Here is a 20,511-nt window from a genome sequence, read left to right as displayed (position 1 = left end):
AAAGTTAAAAATAATTTATTTCAATTTTCTTTTAATTTAAAATGATTTTTTGATTCTGTCTAGATCGCGTTTGGTATCCTGTTCTTTAAGAGATTCGCGCTTGTCGTAAGTTTTCTTTCCTTTACAAAGGCCAATTTGAAGTTTAGCCATCCCTTTTTCATTGGTAAACAATTTCAATGGAACTATTGTCAATCCTTTCGCTTGAACGCTTCTTGCTAAGCTTTTTAACTCTCTTTTATTTAAAAGTAATTTACGCTCACTTCTAGCCTTGTGGTTAAATTGATTACCAAAAGTGTATTCTTCAATGTAAGTATTTATTGCAAAAAGTTCATTGTTACTAAATTCACAAAAACTCTCTGTAATATTTGCTTTTCCTAATCGAATGGATTTGATTTCGGTTCCGGCTAAAACAATTCCAGCAGTGAAAGTCTCGATTATTTCATAGTCAAATCGAGCTCTTTTGTTTAATATGTTTATTGTTTTTAGCATAGTGCAAATGTATAATAAAATTGAAAATTTATCCAGTAATAAGCCCTAAAATAAGTGTAAATAATTTTCAAACTATGATTTATATCAGTTAATAATGAAAGGCTCAAGCTTAAATTTGTTTAACAATTTAAATCAAAGTTAAAATGAAAAAAATTATCTTAGCCTTTATGGCAGTGTCTTTTTTGACATTAAATGCACAAACCAAAGAACAAAATAGTACTCAAGATTTTAAAAAATGGCAGGCTCGTGTCAGAGGAATTGCGGTTATTCCAGACGAAAGTGCTAAAATTGGAATTATTGGTGGCGATGTTTCTCTTTCAAACACATTTGTTCCTGAATTGGACTTTACTTATTTTTTCACAAAGCATTTTGCAGCCGAATTAATTTTGGCAACTACCAAGCATGATGTTAATACGGTTGGTTCAGATATTTCTGCAATTGGAGGACCAAATAATGTCAACATAGATTTAGGAAATGTTTGGTTATTGCCTCCAACACTAACGCTGCAATATCATTTTACACCTTTTGAAGAAAAAGTATTTAAACCTTATGTTGGTGCTGGAATCAATTATACTATTTTCTATAATGTAGAGGATGGAAATACAGTTAAAAATGTAAGCTATAAAAATAATGTCGGTTATGCTTTTCAAGTAGGTTTTGATTTAATGTTGAACGATACTTTCTTTATCAATGTTGATGCTAAAAAATTATTTCTAAAAACTGACGTAACTGTTGATGCTTCAAATTTATCGCCAGGACTAAGTATTCCTGCAGATGTTACGATTAATCCATTGATTTTAGGAATGGGATTGGGAATGAAATTTTAAAAAAAAATCAGTAGCAATCGTCACTAATAAAAAAAGTCACTATCATACAATAGTGACTTTTTTCATGTTTTCATTTTTACTTCTCGTGAATATTTTATTATAATTTCAGTAATTGGAATGAGATTGTTTTATCAACTATAGTTACAATATAAAGATTACCAAAAGTTGTATCTTCAATATCTGCATATTTTTTTTGATTAATAATTTGATTTACAAAATTAGGTGTAGTGTTACTATGACCTACAATCAAAACTTTTTTACCGAGTGTTTCTTTTTTGAATGAATCTATGGCTGTAGTTTTAGGATTGTACAGTTTAATTTTAATCTTCTTAGCTGTAGCGGTAGGACTTGCGGTTTGTGTTGTTCTTTTATAATCCGTTGAGTAGATTTCATCAAAACCAACTTCTGAGAATATTTTACTCCAAAGATTAGCTCTTTCGAGGCCAATTTCTGATAAATCAGGATTTTGAGAATTATCTACTTTTTCAGCATGGCGTATGAAGTAATATGTAGTTGTACTTTCTTGTCCAAAACTAATTTGTAAAACAAATAAAGCGATTATTAATAGATACTTTTTCATTTGAATAAATTTAAAAATTAGTATTTACGATTTTAATATATTTGCAAAATGGAAAACTCAAAATCGAAAGATCCGCTTCACGGAATTACGCTTCAAAGAATCGTTGAACAATTAGTTGCTTATTATGGGTTTGATACTCTTGGAGAATTAATAAAAATTAAATGTTTTACAGATAATCCAAGTATAAAATCCAGTTTGACTTTTTTAAGAAAAACGGATTGGGCAAGAAAGCAAGTAGAAGATTTGTATATAAAATCAGTGGCTAAATTACCCAAATAGATTTTAGTTTAGCTTATAGGAAACCATAATTCCACCTCTATAAGGCAACCATTCACCACTTTTGTTGTAGTCTTTGGCTCCGTCATAACGTTCTCCTGTACTTATTAAATAGCCTTTGTAAAAACCTTGATGCCAACCGCCACCTAGGAAACAATCCAGTATAAATTTATCATTGATTTTTACTTGATATCCAATAGTTGAACCTATGAAATATCCAAAACCTTTTTCATAGTTGTCAGTGTTTATATAATTCCATTTTTGAAAATTAAAAATACTCGCACCAATATGCGCACCTGCATAAAAACCATTGTATTTCTCTTTAAAATGATATCTATATTCGGGTGTGAAAGTATAAAATTCTCTAGGGTTGCCATCTACTGATTTCCATAAAGAAGCTAAGACATCAAATTGTAAAGTTGATTTTTCTCCAATACTGGTTTCAATCCCAACATTTGGAACTGTCAATAAAGTAGTAAAAGCATTTGCTTTTATATAAGTTTGACTTTGTGATAAAAAGGAAAAGAACAGAAAAGAGGCGATAAATAATTTTTTCATAAGGGAGGTTTCTACTTTTTTTGTCAAATATTGACTAAAAACAGGCGCAAATATAACTATTAATGTTTGATTGCCTTTTATGTTTAAAGTCAATATTGTCAGTTTAAACGTATTTTAACATTATGAAGGAAGACAGGAATAAACACTATTTGTTTAAAATAGAATAAATTACCGTATCCAAAAATCGGCCTTCAAAAAATTCATTTTCTTTTAAATGTGCTTCTTTGACAAAGCCGTTTTTTTCTAAAACTTTTGCAGATCCATGATTTTCAGGATCTAAGATTGCTTCAATGGAATGCAATTTCATTATTTTAAAACCGTAATTTACAGCTTCGTTCACCGCTTCAGAAACAATTCCTTTTCCGTGATATTCTGGAAGTAACATATAGCCAATTTCGGCACGATAATGTTCGGGTTTTATTCTGTAATGACCAATTACTCCAATTAATTTTGGATTATCTTTCAACGTAATCGCCCAATTGATGCCTTCATTAGTTTCTATTTTGGTATCTATCATTGCGATATGTTCCAAGGCGTCTTCATCCGTTTTTACTAAAGGTCTTGGGATATATTTCATCGTTTCCGGATTAGATCGCAATGCAAAAATCTCCTTTATATCATTAGTATCTACTCTTCTTAAAAGCAAGCGTTCGGTTTCTAAATTGGGAAATGGACTGAAATTTATAGTTAACATATTTTATTTTTTTAATTAAAGGATTTCGATACTGAATTTTGAATGGAAAGTTTCATCGGCTTTTAAAATTTGAACACTTTCTTTCTCCAATAGATTTCCGGAGTTTTCATTGGTATCCGAATAACCAAACCAAGGTTCAATACAAAGAAAAGGCGCATTCATTTTGGTCCAAATTCCTAAACTTGGAAAATCTTTAAAATGTACTCTCAAAATTGGAATTTCATTTTCTAAAATCGTCAAGGAATTAGATTGTAATGCTTTGAAAATTAAAGCATCATTTTCGAATAATTCATACGTTAGCGGAATCTGTTTATTATGAACTTCTAATTGCTTCGTATTATTTGAAATTAAATCATCCTCCAAAAGATAATATTCCAACGGTTCTTCTTTTTCAAAAGCAATAGAATAATTTTCGAATTGATTTGGCAAAGCAAAAGCAGGATGTGCTCCAATAGCAAAGGGCATCGTATATTTTCCTTTGTTAATTACTTTATATGCAATGGATAAATTATTTTTGTCTAATGTATAAATCAGCTGTAATTCAAATTCAAAAGGATATACTTTTAAGGTCTCGTCAGAAGATTGTATGGAGAAAGTAGCACTATTTTCTGTTGTATTGATTAATTCAAATTCCATGTCTCTGGCAAATCCATGTCGCGATAAATGATATTCCATTCCATTATGATGAAAGGAATTGTTTTTTAATGTTCCAACAATTGGAAACAAAATAGGAGAGTGCTTGCCCCAAAAATTAGGATTCCCTTCCCAAATGTATTCTTTATTCAGATTTGTTTTTAAGGAAATTAATTCGGCACCAAAATGTTTGATTTCAGCAGTTAGAATTGAGTTTTTTATTGTAGTTATCAAAATTGTTCTTCGTTAGTTTAAAAAATTGATTTTGTATGGTAAATATATTTTATAATTTTTAATTCTAATTAGGTTTAAGCTTGATTTTATTTATTTAAAATGGAATCAATTCTTTCTTAATAGTTTAAAATCCTCTTTTTTTTCATTAATTTGTGATATAAATCATAAGAAAATGAAAAATATTCGCTTCGGAGTCATCTTACATCTGACTTTATTATTGGGAGTTACGTCCATTTGGGCACAACAAAACCCAACAAATGCATCTGGTAATGCAGTTTCAAAATACGATTATCATGATGCTTTTGCTCCACATTTTTACTCTAAAAATGGAACAAGTACACGTTCAGCAAGTGGGCAACCAGGAGCTGAATATTGGCAAAACAGTGCTGATTATAAATTAACGGCAAAATTGGATGAAAAAAATAACGAAATTTCTGGAACAGGAATCATCACGTATACAAATAACAGCCCGGATAAATTGGCTTTTGTTTGGATGAACTTAGACCAAAATTTATTCAAAGCAGATTCCCGTGGAAATGCAGTTGTTCCTTTAACAGGAAGCAGAAATGGGGCTCAAGGCCAAATTTTTGATGGCGGTCATAAAATAAAATCTGTCAAAGTAATTACTACTGTAAAAGGTATTTCTACCGAAAAGGAAGCTAAGTACGTTATTACGGATACTAGAATGCAGGTTTTTCTTCCGCAGGGTTTAAATGCAAAAGGTGGTTCTGTTAAAATCAAAATCGATTTCTCTTTTATAGCGCCTTTTGAAGGTTCAGACAGAATGGGAGTTTTAGAAACTAAAAACGGTAAGATTTTCACCATTGCGCAATGGTATCCACGTATGTGTGTGTATGATGATGTACGCGGTTGGAATACGAATCCGTATTTAGGAGCATCGGAATTTTACTTAGAATATGGTGAATTTGATGTGAGTATTACAGCACCATCGAATCATATTGTGGTAGCTTCCGGTGAATTACTAAATCCTACAGCGGTTTATTCTACTGTGGAGCAAAGTAGATTAGCACAAGCAAAACAAAGTGATAAAACAGTTTTTATCCGTACTGCTGCCGAAGTTGAAAATTCATCAAAAATAGTTTCAACAACTACTAAAACATGGAATTATAAAATTAAAAATGCCCGTGATTTTTCTTGGTCATCTTCAGCGGCATTTATATTAGACGCAGCAAAAATCAATTTGCCAAGCGGAAAGAAATCATTGGCCGTTTCAGTTTATCCGTTGGAAAGTGCGGGAGATGCAGCTTGGGGACGTTCGACAGAATATACGAAAGCTTCTATTGAAAATTATTCTAAAAGATGGTTAGAATATCCGTATCCTGCGGCTACAAATGTTGCCGGAAACGAAGGCGGAATGGAATATCCAGGAATTGTTTTTTGTAGTTGGGAGTCTAAAGGCGAGGATTTATGGGGCGTTACAGATCATGAATTTGGACACATTTGGTTTCCTATGATTGTTGGATCAAACGAAAGAATGTTTGCTTGGATGGATGAAGGTTTTAATACTTTTATTAATTCATTGAGTTCAGTAGATTTTAATAATGGTGAATACAAAGAAAAGCCAGTTGATATGCATCAAAGAGCGGAAGTGTATACAAGTCCGAATCTTGAAACTATAATGAGTTCTCCGGATAATATGAAAGAGACTAATATTGGTCTTTTAGCATATTCAAAACCAAGTTCTGGATTAATCATTTTGCGTGAGCAAGTTTTAGGACCGGAACGTTTTGATTTAGCTTTGAAAACTTATGTTGAGCGCTGGGCGTACAAGCATCCACAACCGGACGATTTCTTTAGAACAATCGAAAATGTTGCGGGAGAGGACTTGAGTTGGTTTTGGAGAGGTTGGTTCCAATACAATTGGCGTTTAGACCAAGGAATTAATTCGATAAAATACGTGAAAAACGATCCTAAACAAGGTGTTGTAATTTCGATTGAAAACTTCGAAAAAATGGCTATGCCAGTAAGTTTAGACGTAAAAACGAAAAGCGGAAAAATAACGCGTGTTAAATTGCCGGTTGAAGTTTGGCAAAGAAACAAAGCTTGGTCTTTCAAACACAATTCGACAGAGGAAATTGAAAGCATCACACTAGATCCAGATCATGTTTTACCAGATACCAATACAGCAAATAACACTTGGACAGCAGATAAAGGTTTGATTGAAAAAGATGTTATTCTGGATGGTTATTTAGGAACTTTTTCAACTAAAATGGCGCCACTAAAAATTACTTTTTCAGAGAAAAATGGTGCGTTAAATGTTTTGATAACCAATTATCCAAGTTTCACAGTGGAACCAACTGGAAAAAACAGTTTTGAATCGAAACAAGCGGGACTTAAATTTGAATTTAATGACAATTTAAACGGATTTGATATGATTGTACCTGAAGGGCAAAAAATTCCATTTACCAAAGACAAATAGTATTTTGGCTTAATAAAATAAAAAAGACTTGTAGCAATTAATGTTACAAGTCTTTTTTTATGGAATCTATTTTTTTCTAAATCTATTCTGGAATTTGCTGACTTAGGCAATGCAATGTTCCAAAACCCCAAATGAAATCAGTAGCGCTAATCCCGATGATTTCTCTGTCAGGAAAACATTCTGCAAGTATGTTCAACGCTTTTCGGTCATTACTGTCGTTAAAAGTAGGTACCAAAACACAATTGTTCAAAATCAGGAAATTTGCATAACTCGCTGGCAATCGCAAGCCGTCAAATTCTAGACGTTTTGGCATTGGTAAAACTACAATTACAGGTGATTTACCATTTTCCAGTTTGGCGTTTTGTAAGCGTTTTAAATTGTCTTGCAACGGTTTGTAGTTATGATCCGTTGGATCTGTTTCTACAATAGTCACAATAGTATCTTCGTTTACAAATCGGCATAAATCATCAATGTGTCCGTGTGTATCATCGCCTTCAATTCCGTCGCCTAACCAAATCACATTTGTAATTCCAAGGTATTCCTTGAAAACCGCTTCGTAATCTGCTTTGGTGAAATTTGGATTCCGAACCTGAATATAAGGATGCATCAAACATTCTTCGGAAGTCAGTAAAGTACCGTGTCCATTGGTGTCAATAGCACCACCTTCTACAATTACCGGTTTTCCTTTATATAGGACTTGAGTCACAGGAATATTTAGAAATTCGCCCACTTTCGCAGGAACGAATTTGTCTAATTGAATGTTTTTATATTTTGCCCAACCATTAAAATTAAAGTTTAACGCTTCTCTTTCGGTTCCGTTTTTAACGATTATCGGACCCGAATCACGCATCCAACTTCTATTGGTTTTATGAATGATGTAGGAAATATTTGTTAGCGCTACATGAGCCGTTTCCAGCATTGTATTGACTTTTTCTTTTTGGTTATCATCGGCAACTACTAAAAAGACTTGTTCGAAAGTAGCCACTTTTTTAATGAATTCCACAAAAGCCCATTGAACTGCTTCGTATTTCCCTGGCCAATCCTTACCGTTGTGCGGAAAACACAGTAAAATTCCTTGTTGCTTTTCCCATTCGGCAGGAAATCTTCTATTATTTGTAGTCATACAGCGTTTCTAATTTTAAAGACTGCAAATATAAACATTCAGTAGGATTTTAAAATAGTTAGCAACCATTCATTTTTGCCAACTCATAAATTTATAAGAATAGTTTTGGTAATGATTATATAATATTGAGTTAATTTTTGTCGGGCTTCAGCTAGTTATTTTTGAAAAAATTTAAAAATACAGTTATGAAAAAATATAGTATTACACTATTAGTGGCAATTATGATATTGTCAAGTTGCGAAAATGACTCAAATAAAGAGGAATCTCCAGAGTTGGTTGTAAATGAAAATGCAGCTACTTTCAAAGAAATTGGTTCCATTACTATTGGTGGCGCCGGAGCTGCTGAAATAAGTGCGTATGATGAAGTTTCTAAAAAATTATTTACCGTAAACAACAGTAATACGAATAGGATTGATGTTATTGATTTGTCTAATCCATCTAGTCCAGTTTTTATAACAAGTATCGATTTAACCCCGTTTAATGGAGCTTCAAATAGTGTTGCTACCTATAATGGAAAGCTAGCAGTGGCATTGGAAGCAAAACCAAATAAGCAAGATGCCGGAAAAGTGATCGTTTTTGATACGGCTAATTACAGTGTAATCAAAGAAATCACGGTTGGTGCTTTACCGGATATGATTACTTTCTCTCCTGACGGGAATTATATTATGACTGCTAATGAAGGTGAGCCAAATGATACGTATTCGATAGATCCGGACGGTTCTGTTTCTATTATTGCGGTTAATAATAATTATGCGGTGACAACTTTAACTTTCGGAAGTTTTAGCAATCAACTGAGTACACTAAAAACAAAAGGATTCAGAATTGCAAGTCCAACTAATAATTTTGCCTCTGATATTGAACCGGAATACATCACGATTTCCTCGGATTCAAAAACGGCTTGGGTGACTTTACAGGAAAATAACGGAGTGGCTAAAATTGATTTGGCAACTAAAACAATCACGAATGTATTTCCATTAGGCTATAAAGATTACAATCTTGCCGAAAATGCTATCGATATCAGCGATAAAGATGGGGGTGTTTTTACTAATGTGTGGAAATTGAAAGGAATGTTTCAACCGGATGCTATCAGTAGTTTTGAAATCAATAAAATCCCTTATTTTGTTACTGCAAATGAAGGAGATGCCAGAGAATATTCTGCTTTTGTAGATGTAAAAAGAATCAGCAGTTCGTCTGTTATTTTGGATCCAATAGCATTTCCAAACGCGGCTGCTTTAAAGGCAGAGGCAAGCATGGGAAGATTGAATATCAATACCAAAATGGGTGATACAGACGGTGATGGTGATTTTGATGAATTAGTTTCTTTTGGAGCCCGCTCTTTTTCAATTTGGAATGGAAACACAGGAGAAATGGTATTCGACAGTAAAAATGAACTAGATAAAAAAGCACAAGAATTGGGTATTTATGATGATGCCAGAAGTGATGATAAATCAGTAGAGCCAGAATCAGTTGTAGTGACTAAAATGGGCGATAAAACGATTCTTTTTGTTGGGTTGGAACGAGTAGATGCCGTTATGGTGTATGATGTTTCGAATCCTGTTGCTCCAAAATTTTTACAGACTTTTAAAACGGGTGATGCGCCTGAAGGTTTACTTTTTATTCCAGCTTCAAAAAGTCCTACCAAAAGAAGTTTAGTGGTGGTAAGCAGTGAAGGCGATGGTGTCGTTAAAATATTCCAACCAGATTTGAATTAGATTTAGAAGTTTACTTTAAATAAAAATCCCTGCTTAGAAATATTTCTTAGCAGGGATTTTTTAGTATCGAAAGGCGACTTAATCAATCGCTCTTTTAGTAATATCTCCAAAAGCGTCTATTCTTCTGTCTCTAAAGAAAGGCCAGTTCTGACGCACATTTTCTTGTAAGTCTAAATCCACTTCAGCAATAAGGATTTCCTCTTTGTCGTGTGAGGCTTGCGCCAAAATTTCGCCTTGTGGTCCCGCTATAAACGAAGATCCCCAAAACTGAATTCCCGCCGTATCTGGCAAGTATTGCTCTAAACCAATTCTATTTGCTGCTGCAACATACACGCCATTTGCAACTGCGTGCCCTTTCATAACACTCATCCAAGCGCCATGTTGGTTTTCACCGTATTGCTCTTTTTCTTGTGGATGCCAACCAATTGCTGTTGGGTAAAACAACACTTCAGCACCTTGTAAAGCAGTCAAACGAGCTGCTTCAGGATACCATTGATCCCAACAAATTAAGGTTCCTATTTTTCCTTTTTTGGTTGGTATCGTTTTAAAACCTAAATCACCAGGCGTGAAATAGAATTTTTCATAAAAATGAGGATCGTCCGGAATGTGCATTTTGCGATACAATCCTGCTTCTGAACCATCTGTATCAATGATGTACGCACTATTATGGTAGATTCCTGCCATTCTTTTTTCGAAGAAAGGAACAATAATCACTACGCCTAATTCTTTTGCCAAAGCGCTAAAAGCAATAAACGAAGTACTGTACAATGGTTCTGCCAAAGCAAAATTATCTACATCTTCGCTTTGACAAAAATAATGACTGCTGTATAATTCCGGTAACGAAATAACTTCGGCACCAAGGTTGGCGGCATCACGAACCCAACTGATACATTTTTTTAAGTTGTTTTCGGCAATATTATTAAGATTCAATTGAATGACCGCTATTTTGTATTTCTTGTTTGGCATGACTAAAATTTTAGATTGCAAAAATAGTGAATTTTATAAAGAGTAGAAAATAGGGGCAATGCGTTTTTTAGGTTTAAAATAGTCTTTGGAAATATTGTTTTAAGAACTTCAATGAAGATGAGAGAAGTGATCTAAAGGGTATAGAGAATAATTGCCGATACTAGCAATACTTTGAGCAGGAGAAAAATTAATATAAAATTGGCATTAACAAAGTCAAGTAGGTTTTATTTTTGTATAGTATTATAGCTAATAAAACGGGTTCTGTTTTACTACAATACAAGTAATTTATAATTAATTAAATTTTTACAATTATGACAGAAGAATTCCAAATCATAGATAAAGAAGACATAGCTCTTCTTAAATTTCCGGCAACAGATGTTCTTGATGATGCTGACGAAATAAAAACGAGAATAAGTGATATCAATAGGGCTTTATCATTGGGTAATCTTGAGCATTCAAAAATTAAAATTTTCTTTGAAGATGACGAATCCAAAAAAATAGTAGATACTACGGTTTGGGGTGTTACAGACAAAAATGTTATGTTAAAGCAAGGCGTGATGATTCCAATTCACAGAATATATAAGTTGTTTTAGTATATATTCTTTAATTATTTGGAGCTGTTATTTTTTCTAACAGTAACGGAAATAGTCATTTTTTTATAGGTTATTTTTTCATTTTATTAGCCGAGCCAATTAGAGTTACATCTACCAGTTCCAAAGATTTGACCATATCTTTAACAGTCTCCTTATATTTCTTAAAATGAGTTGTTTCTATGTGTAATTTGTATGCCGTTGTATCAGCATATATTTCAAGTATTGTGATGTGTGATGGTTCGGTTTTGTCCACAACGGCGTAATAAGTTAATACCCCTGGCTCAAGACGAACTGCAGTAGTCATTTGTTCTTTTAGCGCAATAGTATACTTGTCCAATTGCATTGGATCAACCTTGATTTTTGCCAATCTTACCATTTGAATTTTTTCCTGAGCCACAGTATTTGTACTAAAGGAAAGTATAAATAAAGTGACTATTACAGTCAATAATGTATGGGTTGGTTTAAATGTTTTCATATCTATTGTGTTGAAGTTTAAATTATAATAGGTCAAGAGGTCTTTTTGATATTTATCAATAAGTTGTTTGCTTTTGTATGTTCAGGAGCGGTTTCTAGGTTTTAAATAGTCTGCGGATATTTTTATTTGGGTTTCCTTATGACGACTCTGAAGTCAGGAGACTTTGGAGAGTGGGCTTAACTTGTTTATCAATATTTAGTTTTATCAATATTCTTATAAATATCATCAAGAATATTCAAATTACGATCTATCTCTTTTTGTTCTTTTTCAGATAAATTAGTCAAATTAAGTTCTAAAATTTCTTCGATTCTATTTTGTGCCAGTGGACTTAAAAGCGAGTCATCAAAATCTGAGATTTGAGATTGGTCAAGTTCGTCTTTGATTTTGTTTAAAATAGTTTTAAAGTGTTTATTTTGAATAGTTTCTAGAGATAAGGTTAGATTCTTTTTTTTATCTATAGGTAGCAATTTGATTATTGAATTAAGTTCAACCCTGATTTTTTTATCTATCTCTATTTCTCTATTAATGATTGATATAATTCTTTTTTGGTAATATTCGTTCATTGTTAGGATTTTTTAAAAGCTTGACGCTAAGGTCCCGCCGGCTTGGCGAGATTTGGGTCTAAATTAAGATTTATTTTTTGGTTTATCGCTAATTTTCCAAATACAAGACCAATTTTAAATTAAACCTAAAACCCAAATCTTGCCAAACAGCTGTTAGCAGTAGGCATTTTTTACTTTGAAGATATTAATTGTATTAAAAGCGTTATTATGCTGCCGGCGATTATTCCAAACAATGCTAAGATAATTTTGTCTTTATTCCTATTCCAAAAACCATATTCATGTCTTTTTACTAGAGTTAATCCAACCCATAAATATTTATAAAAATATGAAAATAACGTAAGTAATCCTAAGACTCCAACGAACCATAATAACCAAGGTTGACTTAACGTTTTTGTCTCTTTGTCAATAAATAGAATTAATGATGTCGACGCAAGAAAAGTAATGTATAATAAATTATGAGGTTTTAAGGTTGTGTAGTATTTATCTTCTTTGTTTTTGATGAGTTCAGCAATTTCTAATCCAAATGAATACATTTTTTCAGAACCTCGAGAATAAATAGATACATAATCATTTTTCACATCGAACGAGAAATATTCAAGTGAAAAATCTCTATTTCTTCCAGTAATACTTATTTCCTTTGGATTCTGACCTTTGTGTGTGATAACTTCATCTAGATTTTCATACATGTTGGTTGAATCATGAATTTCTACTTGCTGAAGAGTTTTTTCTGCGAGTGATAGAATATTTTCAAAGTCTTCTCTGAAAAGTTTCACACCTATAAATCTTTTGGAGTAATCAGTATTAATTTTATTTTTCATGTCAATTTAGAAATGTTGTCTTTAAAATTAGGAGTCGTGGATGCTTACTGCTAACGTTCTGGTACTACAGCGGGTTTGGTACTAAATTAAGCCCTATTCTCGGATTTGCCAAATCATCCCAAATACAAAACCATTTTCCTATTAAGCCTATTGCCCAAATCCGTTGTAGTAGCTGTTATGCGGTGTTTTTTTAGCAGGTTTCGTTTTTAAATCATATTAAATTTAAAGTTTAAATCTTGTCTTTCTTGGTGAATATTACGCCTAAACTCTTTCAATATATTTATCGTTTCTTCATTTAAATGCGTTGGAGGAGTAGTTCTACGAATATTAGAAATCGGATTTATTGATTCGATTAAATCATTTTCTACTTCTTCAATAATTTTATTGTCTGTCATTTCAAATGTCGCCCAAACAATATGTGTAGTTCCGTATTTCTTTAGGTTTCGAGGTAATTCTTTATGATATTGCTTCTCCCACATTATTGGAAAAGCTAATGATGATTTAGCTTTAATTTCGTCCTCAGTGTGAAAATGTTTAACGATAAAAGCTCTTTCATCTCTTAACTCTTCTAAAATTCGTTGTTTCAAGGAAGTAATTTTGCCTTCGCCTGATTTTCCGAGATATATATTTGTCCAAAATTTTTTCTCATTAAAATTTCCCCAAAGATAAAATCCTCTTTGAGTCGGAATAGTATCTGCAATTTCTTTTGATATTTTTCGGTATAAAATACCCGCATTTGATTTTACATCGATACAATCGGAAGCAGTTTCCAATTCAAGCATTTTATATAGTTTGGCAAGGCTTATAATTCCACTTTTTTGTATTACAATATCATTTTTATTTTCTATATAATCTACTTTCATTATTGTGTTTTAAATTAGTTTCTTTTGGTTTCGTTCGGCTCTAAAATACCGCATAACTTGTATATATGCGCTACTTTGTAGCGCATATATACATTTCATTTTGGTTGGATAGGCGCTACTTTATAGCGATATAGCAAACAAATATATTAAAATTTTCTTACAAATTATTGATGAATTTTTTTATTCCAATATGATTGATAACAGAATCTAATTTTAATAAAACACTTTTTTCGAAAATTTTATTCTGGAAAAAACGCGTGGTCAAATAGCCCCGATGGGAGCAAGTTTCCTTTTTATAAATGTAACCCGAGAGGGTTGCGTTTATAAAAAGATACTGCGGACAGCGGGACAACTCGTCTTGAAAAATAAGAAATGTTCTGCTCCTAAAAAAAAGGCATAAAAAAACACCAGCCTTTCGACTGATGTTCTCTTTGTTTTTAAATTATGCATATGGCTAAAATGTATTCAATTGCTGCTTACTTTTTGCCAATGATCTTTTTGAACAGGGTTACAATTCCCAAAACAATTCCCCCGAATACAAGACCGATTAAAAATTCTGTTACGATGGCGGGTAATTGGGGTAAAATACCGTGTAAAAAATCAATGTTGTGAACGAATATACCACCTGCCACTAATAATAATGCGATTGTACCGATAAAGGATAAACTCTTGATGACTTTTGGCAAGGCTTGTACTAAAATATTTCCGATAGTCTTTGAGAAGCTACGCTCTTTGGTACTCATGCTTATCAGTTTTAAACCTGCTTCGTCCATTCTTACAATTAGGGCTACAATCCCGTAAACACCTACGGTTGCTATTATTGCAATGATGGAAACAACCATAATCTGAGATAAAATGGGTTTTCCAATTACAGTGCCTAGTGCAATAATTACGATTTCTACTGATAAAATAAAATCGGTTACGATGGCTGATTTTATTTTTTCTTTTTCAAAGGCTAAAATTTGTTCTTCGGTCAACGGTTCCAACGAAATTTCGTGTTTTGCATGCTCGTGCGGAAAGAAGTATTCGTATATTTTTTCGGCACCTTCGTAGGCTAAATAAAGTCCGCCGAGTACTAAGATTATGATAACAGCCACCGGTAAAAAAGCACTCAGCAGAAAGGCGATGGGTAAAATGATTACTTTATTAATGAAAGAACCTTTTGCGATTGCCCATAATACGGGAAGTTCTCTTGAGGAGATAAATCCGGAGGCTTTTTCTGCATTTACGGCTAAATCATCGCCTAAAATACCAGCCGTTTTTTTTGCTGCAAATTTACTCATTACTGCAACATCATCCATAATTGCTGCGATATCATCTAATAGTGCGAAAAAACCTGATGCCATTTTTATTGTTTTAGAAACTGCGTTGATTTTGGTATTGCTTTGCCAAAATCTAATCTGCGCGTTTTGATTGTTTATTGATGCGAATCTAAAACTTTTTTTATTTACTCTATTTATAAAACGGATGAATTTTTAGTTAATATTCACCCAAAACCTTTCTGTAGTAACGATACTGTTTTTAATTACTTTTGAAATAAAAATAATTATGGGATTCAAACATGTATTTAAAGCTAAATTAGATTGGCTTTTTTCCAAAAAGGAAGCGGCAACCTATACTAAAAGTCATACCATAACGATTGACGGTAAGGCTGTTCTACATGTTTCGGCTGCTAAAGCTTTCAAAGGCGATCCGGCTTTGTACAATCCCGAAGACCTATTATTGAGTAGTGTGGTTTCCTGCCACATGATGTCTTATTTATATGTTTGTAAACAAAATGATATCGATGTGGTGTCTTATACAGACGAAGCGGAGGCAACTCTGGAGGTTTCGGCTGACGGTAGCGGTCGTTTTATTGCGATTAAACTGAATCCGAAAGTTCGTATTACTAACAAAGAAAAAATAGAGGAGGCACTTAGTTTGCATAAAAAAGCAAACCAACTTTGTTTTATAGCCAATTCGTGTAATTTTCCAATTCTGCACTTTCCCATTTGTGAAATTGAAGCTATAGATTAAAGAAGATGTACACATTTACTTTTTTTGGATACTGATTGTAAAACAGCAATTAAATCAGAGCTGGTTTACTTCTAAAAAACAGAATGATATAAAAAAAACACCAGCCTTTCGACTGATGTTTTCATTTTTTTTAAATTATTCCAATTAAGAAACTAATTCTGTTTGATTTCTAAAAACCAGTTTTCCATCAAACGCATCTATCAAAACGATGCTGTCTGTAGTTATTTTTCCGGACAGAATTTCTTTGGATAATTCATTGAGAACATCTCTTTGAATCACTCTTTTCACGGGTCTCGCTCCAAATTGCGGATCGTATCCTTTCTCAGATAAATAGGCAATAGCTTCTGGAGTGGCGTCCATCGTGATGCCTTGTTGTGCCAGCATTTTGGTTACATTTTTCAGTTGTAGCCCTACGATTTGAGCAATGTTTTCATTGGTTAATGGCGTGAACATTACGATTTCGTCAATACGATTGATGAATTCAGGACGCACCGTTTGTTTCAATAATCCCAATACTTCCACTTTAGCCAATTCGGTTGCGGCTTCCACGCTTCCTTTCAGGTTTTCGAATTTTTCTTGAATAATTTGGCTTCCCATATTCGAAGTCATGATGATAATCGTGTTTTTAAAATCGGCCAAACGTCCTTTGTTATCTGTCAAACGTCCTTCATCCAAAACTTGTAACAAGATATTAAACGTATCGGGATGCGCTTTTTCAATCTCATCCAATAAGATTACGGAATAGGGTTTTCTACGAACGGCTTCGGTCAATTGTCCGCCTTCATCATAACCTACATATCCCGGAGGCGCACCCACCAAACGGCTTACGCTGTGGCGTTCTTGGTATTCGCTCATGTCAATACGCGTCATCGCATTTTCATCGTCAAATAGGTATTCCGCTAAGGCTTTTGCCAATTCCGTTTTTCCAACTCCCGTTGTTCCAAGGAAAAGAAAAGTTCCCACTGGTTTCTTCATATCCTGCAATCCAGCACGGCTTCTGCGCACGGCATCACTTACCGCTTGAATCGCTTCTTCCTGTCCTACCACTCTGTGGTGCAATTCATCTTCCAGTTTCAATAGTTTTTCTCGTTCGCCCTGAAGCATTTTCATCACTGGAATTCCAGTCCATTTGGCCACGACTTCGGCAATATCTTCGCGGGTCACTTCTTCTTTTATCAATGAAGTTCCAGATTGGTTTTCTTGTAATTCTTTCAGTAAAACATCCAAGCGTTCCTGTGCTTCTTTGATTTTACCGTAACGAATTTCGGCTACTTTTCCATAATCACCATCACGTTCGGCACGTTCGGCTTCGTATTTAAAGTCTTCAATCTCCGTTTTTACCGTTTGAATGTTATCAACTACATCTTTCTCTGACTTCCATTTGGCGTAGATTTCGTTGCGATCTTCTTTGAGATTGGCCAAATCCATTCCCAAAACTTTAAGTTTGCTTTCGTCTTTTTCTCGTTTAATGGCTTCAATTTCAATCTCCAACTGCATGATTTTTCGATCCAAAACATCCAGTTCTTCGGGTTTGGAGTTGATTTCCATACGCAGTTTAGAAGCTGCCTCATCCATTAAATCAATCGCTTTGTCCGGAAGAAAACGGTTCGTAATATAGCGTTGCGATAATTCAACAGCCGCAATAATAGCATCGTCTTTGATTTGGACTTTATGGTGCGTTTCGTATTTTTCTTTGATTCCACGCAAAATAGAAATCGCACTTTCGGTATCCGGTTCTTCGACCATTATTTTTTGGAAACGTCTTTCGAGTGCTTTGTCTTTTTCAAAGTATTTTTGGTATTCGTCTAATGTGGTTGCCCCGATAGCACGCAGTTCGCCACGAGCCAACGCCGGTTTTAAGATATTTGCCGCATCCATCGCGCCTTCACCACCGCCGGCTCCTACAAGCGTATGGATTTCGTCAATGAATAAAACAATATCACCTTCGGCTGAAGTCACTTCTTTAACTACTGATTTTAGTCGTTCCTCAAATTCCCCTTTGTATTTGGCACCGGCAATAAGCGCTCCCATATCAAGGGAATACACGATTTTATCTTTCAAATTATCAGGAACATCTCCATCGACAATTCGGTGTGCTAATCCTTCGGCGATGGCAGTTTTTCCCACTCCAGGTTCTCCCACTAGCATAGGATTATTTTTAGTTCGACGCGTTAGAATTTGCAATACTCTGCGAATTTCCTCGTCGCGACCAATAACAGGATCCAGTTTTCCAGACCTTGCCAGTTCGTTTAGATTTTTTGCGTATTTATTTAATGAATTATAGGTTTCTTCGGCAGAGGCAGAAGTTACTCTTTCGCCTTTTCGCAATTCTTCTATTGCGGCTTTCAATCCTTTTCCGGTTACGCCCTGATCTTTTAAAATTTGGGCCGCTTTGGTTTTAGAATCAAAGATCGCCAAAATTAAATGCTCCACAGAAACGAATTCATCATTCATTTTTTTAGCGATAATTTCGGCTTCGTTAAGCGTTGTGTTTGCGGTTCTGGAAAGCATTATTTCGCCACCGGAAACTTTCGGGAAACTCTGAATCGTGCTATCCAATATTTGAAGAAATAATGGCACATTTACGTTCAGTTTTTTCAAAATAAAAGGAGCCACATTTTCATCGACTTCAAAAATAGCCTTGAAAATATGTTCGTTTTCTATTTGTTGCTGTCCTTGGCTTTGTGCCAATTGTTGCGAAAGCTGAATGGCTTCCTGGGATTTGATAGTGAATTTATTTATGTTCATGATGTTATATTGTTTTGTGGTTATTTGACTAACTTTGCGAATCAATATTCAATTTATATTCCAATACAATATTACCGACAAATTGACAGAAATTTCATGATTTTTATCATATTTTAAAGTCAAAATGTCTTAAAATAAGACAATTATGAGTTTTTTAAAAAATATGTTTAATAGTTCAGACGACAAGGATTTAAATGAAAATAAAATCAACTGGAATGAACTAACCGATTTAGGGCAACTGAATGAAATTATTGCTATTTCGAATGAAAAACCAGTAGCAATTTTTAAACACAGTACACGATGCAGTGTAAGTAGGATGGCACTGAAACAGTTTGAAAATGAGTTTAATAGCTCAGATAAAGTTACGCCTTATTTTTTAGATTTAATAGCATATAGAGCTATTTCTAATGCCATTGCAGATCAATTTGGTATAACGCATCAGTCCCCGCAATTGATTTTAATTAAGGAAGGAAAAGCCATTTATAATGTTTCGCACAGTGATATTGATGCGGAAGAATTAAGTAAAAAGGTATAAGAACCAACAGTTTAAATTTGGAATATAAAAAAATCCATCAGTCGCGGCTGATGGATTTTTTTGTAACAATTATTTTGGTCCTGAATTAATATGAATCGTCCATTTTCTTTTTTATGGCATCCAAACAAAGGTTGTTAATACTTCCTTCGTGCGTATGCTTGGTTTCTTTTGGAGATTGAAAAGTTCCATTTTCCAGTTGTTCAGCAACGGCTTTATACGCATCTCTAAAAGGCATTCCTGCAACCACCATTTCGTTCAAGGAATCTACCGTAAACAAATAGTCGTATTTTTTATCGTCTAAGATATGTTCTTTTACCTTAATGTCCTTGATAGCAAAAATTGCAATATCCAAACAGGCTTTCAGGTTTTGAATCGCTGGAAACAATCCTTCTTTCAACAATTGTAAATCTCTGTGATAGCCACTTGGAAGGTTGTTGGTGATTAATGTGATTTCGTATGGCAACGCTTGAATTTTGTTACATTTCCCACGAATCAACTCAAAAACATCCGGGTTTTTCTTGTGAGGCATAATGCTCGAACCGGTTGTAAGATGCGAAGGCAAAGTGATAAAATCAAAATTCTGGCTCATATACAAACAAACGTCCATAGAAAACTTCGCCAAAGTAGCAGCAACACTACTCATTGCAAAAGCAACCGTTTTTTCTGATTTTCCACGGCTCATTTGTGCTGCTACAGAATTGAATTTTAAGGTCTCAAAACCTAATTCCTCTGTGGTGAATGTTCTGTTGATAGGAAACGAACTTCCATAACCTGCGGCTGAACCTAATGGGTTTTGGTCTACAATTTTCAAAGCAGCATTTAGCATTGTTATGTCATCAATCAAAGTTTCGGCGTAAGCGGAAAACCACATTCCGAAAGAAGACGGCATCGCAATTTGAAGGTGTGTGTATCCTGGCAACAATACATTTTGGTGTTTATCTGCGGATTCCATTAGCAAATCGAACAATGTTTTTACTTGTTCCTTTAGTTCTTTAACTACATCTTTCAGATATAAATTAACATCTACCAAAACTTGGTCGTTACGAGAACGGGCAGTGTGAATTTTTTTTCCGGCGTCACCCAATTTTACTGTAAGTAAATATTCGATTTTAGAATGCACGTCTTCAAAACTGTCTTCGATTTCGAAATTACCGTTTTCAGCATCTTTTATGATTTCTTCCAAAGCCAAAACCAAAGAAACGGTTTCGGAGTCTGTTAAAAGCCCGATTTGTCCCAGCATTTTTGCATGTGCAATAGAACCTAAAGCATCATATTTTGCTAGAACTAAATCCAGTTCTCTGTCGTTTCCAACGGTGAAATGTTCGATTTGTTTATCGGTTGGTATTCCTTTTTCCCAAAGTTTCATAG

Annotated in this window: 21 protein-coding genes; 7 read left to right on the top strand and 14 right to left on the bottom strand. The window is 34.0% G+C overall.

Annotated elements, in window-relative coordinates; genetic code table 11:
- Nucleotides 1–36 precede the first annotated feature (36 nt).
- Nucleotides 37–489 carry an SsrA-binding protein SmpB gene (gene smpB / locus QLS97_RS12420; RefSeq protein WP_282717065.1) on the bottom strand — a complete coding sequence of 151 codons (453 nt, stop codon included), beginning with the start codon at nt 487–489 and terminating at the stop codon, nt 37–39.
- 143 nt (nt 490–632) lie between these two features.
- Between smpB and QLS97_RS12415 the strand changes: the two genes are divergently transcribed.
- A complete protein-coding gene (locus QLS97_RS12415; RefSeq protein WP_282717063.1) occupies nt 633–1,316 on the top strand; it encodes an OmpW/AlkL family protein in 684 nt (227 codons plus the stop codon).
- Between the two features lie 97 nt (nt 1,317–1,413).
- Here the strand turns inward: QLS97_RS12415 and QLS97_RS12410 are convergent, their stop codons facing one another.
- Nucleotides 1,414–1,896: a phosphoglycerate mutase family protein gene (locus QLS97_RS12410; protein ID WP_282717062.1), complete on the bottom strand. Its 483-nt coding sequence runs from the start codon at nt 1,894–1,896 to the stop codon at nt 1,414–1,416.
- 48 nt (nt 1,897–1,944) lie between these two features.
- On the opposite strand from QLS97_RS12410, the gene QLS97_RS12405 reads away from it, so the two are divergent.
- Nucleotides 1,945–2,175: a VF530 family protein gene (locus QLS97_RS12405; protein ID WP_282717061.1), complete on the top strand. Its 231-nt coding sequence runs from the start codon at nt 1,945–1,947 to the stop codon at nt 2,173–2,175.
- Nucleotides 2,176–2,178: 3 nt separating this feature from the next.
- Here QLS97_RS12405 and QLS97_RS12400 read toward each other — a convergent pair whose 3' ends face one another.
- The 3 genes from QLS97_RS12400 to QLS97_RS12390 all read right to left on the bottom strand — a co-directional run bounded on the left by QLS97_RS12400 (nt 2,179) and on the right by QLS97_RS12390 (nt 4,291).
- On the bottom strand, nt 2,179–2,730 hold the full coding sequence (locus QLS97_RS12400; protein ID WP_282717060.1) for a DUF3575 domain-containing protein: 552 nt from the start codon (nt 2,728–2,730) through the stop codon (nt 2,179–2,181).
- Between the two features lie 145 nt (nt 2,731–2,875).
- Nucleotides 2,876–3,424, bottom strand: a complete 549-nt coding sequence (locus QLS97_RS12395; protein WP_282717059.1) for a GNAT family N-acetyltransferase — start codon at nt 3,422–3,424, stop codon at nt 2,876–2,878.
- Between the two features lie 15 nt (nt 3,425–3,439).
- On the bottom strand, nt 3,440–4,291 hold the full coding sequence (locus tag QLS97_RS12390; RefSeq protein ID WP_282717056.1) for an aldose 1-epimerase family protein: 852 nt from the start codon (nt 4,289–4,291) through the stop codon (nt 3,440–3,442).
- A gap of 172 nt (nt 4,292–4,463) precedes the next feature.
- On the opposite strand from QLS97_RS12390, the gene QLS97_RS12385 reads away from it, so the two are divergent.
- Nucleotides 4,464–6,731 (top strand): M1 family metallopeptidase, encoded by a 2,268-nt coding sequence (locus QLS97_RS12385; RefSeq protein ID WP_282717055.1) that lies wholly within the window; start codon nt 4,464–4,466, stop codon nt 6,729–6,731.
- Between the two features lie 82 nt (nt 6,732–6,813).
- On the opposite strand, the gene QLS97_RS12380 is transcribed toward QLS97_RS12385, so the two are convergent.
- Complete coding sequence (locus QLS97_RS12380; RefSeq protein ID WP_282717053.1) at nt 6,814–7,854, bottom strand: agmatine deiminase family protein; 1,041 nt, start codon at nt 7,852–7,854, stop codon at nt 6,814–6,816.
- 185 nt (nt 7,855–8,039) lie between these two features.
- Between QLS97_RS12380 and QLS97_RS12375 the strand changes: the two genes are divergently transcribed.
- Nucleotides 8,040–9,566: a choice-of-anchor I family protein gene (locus QLS97_RS12375; RefSeq protein ID WP_282717052.1), complete on the top strand. Its 1,527-nt coding sequence runs from the start codon at nt 8,040–8,042 to the stop codon at nt 9,564–9,566.
- 78 nt (nt 9,567–9,644) lie between these two features.
- Here the strand turns inward: QLS97_RS12375 and QLS97_RS12370 are convergent, their stop codons facing one another.
- Nucleotides 9,645–10,532, bottom strand: a complete 888-nt coding sequence (locus tag QLS97_RS12370; protein ID WP_282717050.1) for a carbon-nitrogen hydrolase — start codon at nt 10,530–10,532, stop codon at nt 9,645–9,647.
- Nucleotides 10,533–10,843: 311 nt separating this feature from the next.
- On the opposite strand from QLS97_RS12370, the gene QLS97_RS12365 reads away from it, so the two are divergent.
- Nucleotides 10,844–11,125 (top strand): hypothetical protein, encoded by a 282-nt coding sequence (locus QLS97_RS12365; protein ID WP_282717048.1) that lies wholly within the window; start codon nt 10,844–10,846, stop codon nt 11,123–11,125.
- Nucleotides 11,126–11,195: 70 nt separating this feature from the next.
- On the opposite strand, the gene QLS97_RS12360 is transcribed toward QLS97_RS12365, so the two are convergent.
- The 5 genes from QLS97_RS12360 to QLS97_RS12340 form a co-directional block, all read right to left on the bottom strand.
- Entirely contained in the window at nt 11,196–11,636 is a 441-nt protein-coding gene (locus tag QLS97_RS12360; RefSeq protein WP_282717046.1) for a putative quinol monooxygenase, read from the bottom strand.
- Between the two features lie 152 nt (nt 11,637–11,788).
- The gene (locus QLS97_RS12355) at nt 11,789–12,163 is read right to left on the bottom strand and encodes a hypothetical protein (RefSeq protein ID WP_282717045.1); all 375 of its coding nucleotides are present in this window, start codon (nt 12,161–12,163) and stop codon (nt 11,789–11,791) included.
- A gap of 170 nt (nt 12,164–12,333) precedes the next feature.
- Nucleotides 12,334–12,981 carry a hypothetical protein gene (locus QLS97_RS12350; protein WP_282717044.1) on the bottom strand — a complete coding sequence of 216 codons (648 nt, stop codon included), beginning with the start codon at nt 12,979–12,981 and terminating at the stop codon, nt 12,334–12,336.
- A 206-nt stretch (nt 12,982–13,187) separates the two neighbouring features.
- Entirely contained in the window at nt 13,188–13,844 is a 657-nt protein-coding gene (locus tag QLS97_RS12345; protein ID WP_282717043.1) for a hypothetical protein, read from the bottom strand.
- A gap of 476 nt (nt 13,845–14,320) precedes the next feature.
- Complete coding sequence (locus QLS97_RS12340; protein WP_282717041.1) at nt 14,321–15,190, bottom strand: DUF808 domain-containing protein; 870 nt, start codon at nt 15,188–15,190, stop codon at nt 14,321–14,323.
- 202 nt (nt 15,191–15,392) lie between these two features.
- Here QLS97_RS12340 and QLS97_RS12335 point away from each other — a divergent pair, with 202 nt between their 5' ends.
- Complete coding sequence (locus QLS97_RS12335; RefSeq protein WP_282717040.1) at nt 15,393–15,860, top strand: OsmC family protein; 468 nt, start codon at nt 15,393–15,395, stop codon at nt 15,858–15,860.
- A 144-nt stretch (nt 15,861–16,004) separates the two neighbouring features.
- Here the strand turns inward: QLS97_RS12335 and clpB are convergent, their stop codons facing one another.
- Nucleotides 16,005–18,608: an ATP-dependent chaperone ClpB gene (gene clpB / locus QLS97_RS12330; RefSeq protein ID WP_282717039.1), complete on the bottom strand. Its 2,604-nt coding sequence runs from the start codon at nt 18,606–18,608 to the stop codon at nt 16,005–16,007.
- 145 nt (nt 18,609–18,753) lie between these two features.
- On the opposite strand from clpB, the gene ytxJ reads away from it, so the two are divergent.
- Nucleotides 18,754–19,143, top strand: a complete 390-nt coding sequence (gene ytxJ / locus QLS97_RS12325; protein ID WP_282717038.1) for a bacillithiol system redox-active protein YtxJ — start codon at nt 18,754–18,756, stop codon at nt 19,141–19,143.
- Between the two features lie 85 nt (nt 19,144–19,228).
- Here the strand turns inward: ytxJ and argH are convergent, their stop codons facing one another.
- A complete protein-coding gene (gene argH, locus QLS97_RS12320; protein WP_282717037.1) occupies nt 19,229–20,509 on the bottom strand; it encodes an argininosuccinate lyase in 1,281 nt (426 codons plus the stop codon).
- Between the last annotated feature and the right edge of the window lie 2 nt (nt 20,510–20,511).

The sequence above is a fragment of the Flavobacterium yafengii genome, assembly GCF_030010375.1.
GTDB classification, from domain to species: Bacteria; Bacteroidota; Bacteroidia; order Flavobacteriales; family Flavobacteriaceae; genus Flavobacterium; species Flavobacterium yafengii.
This window is presented reverse-complemented; position numbering and strand designations above follow the sequence as displayed.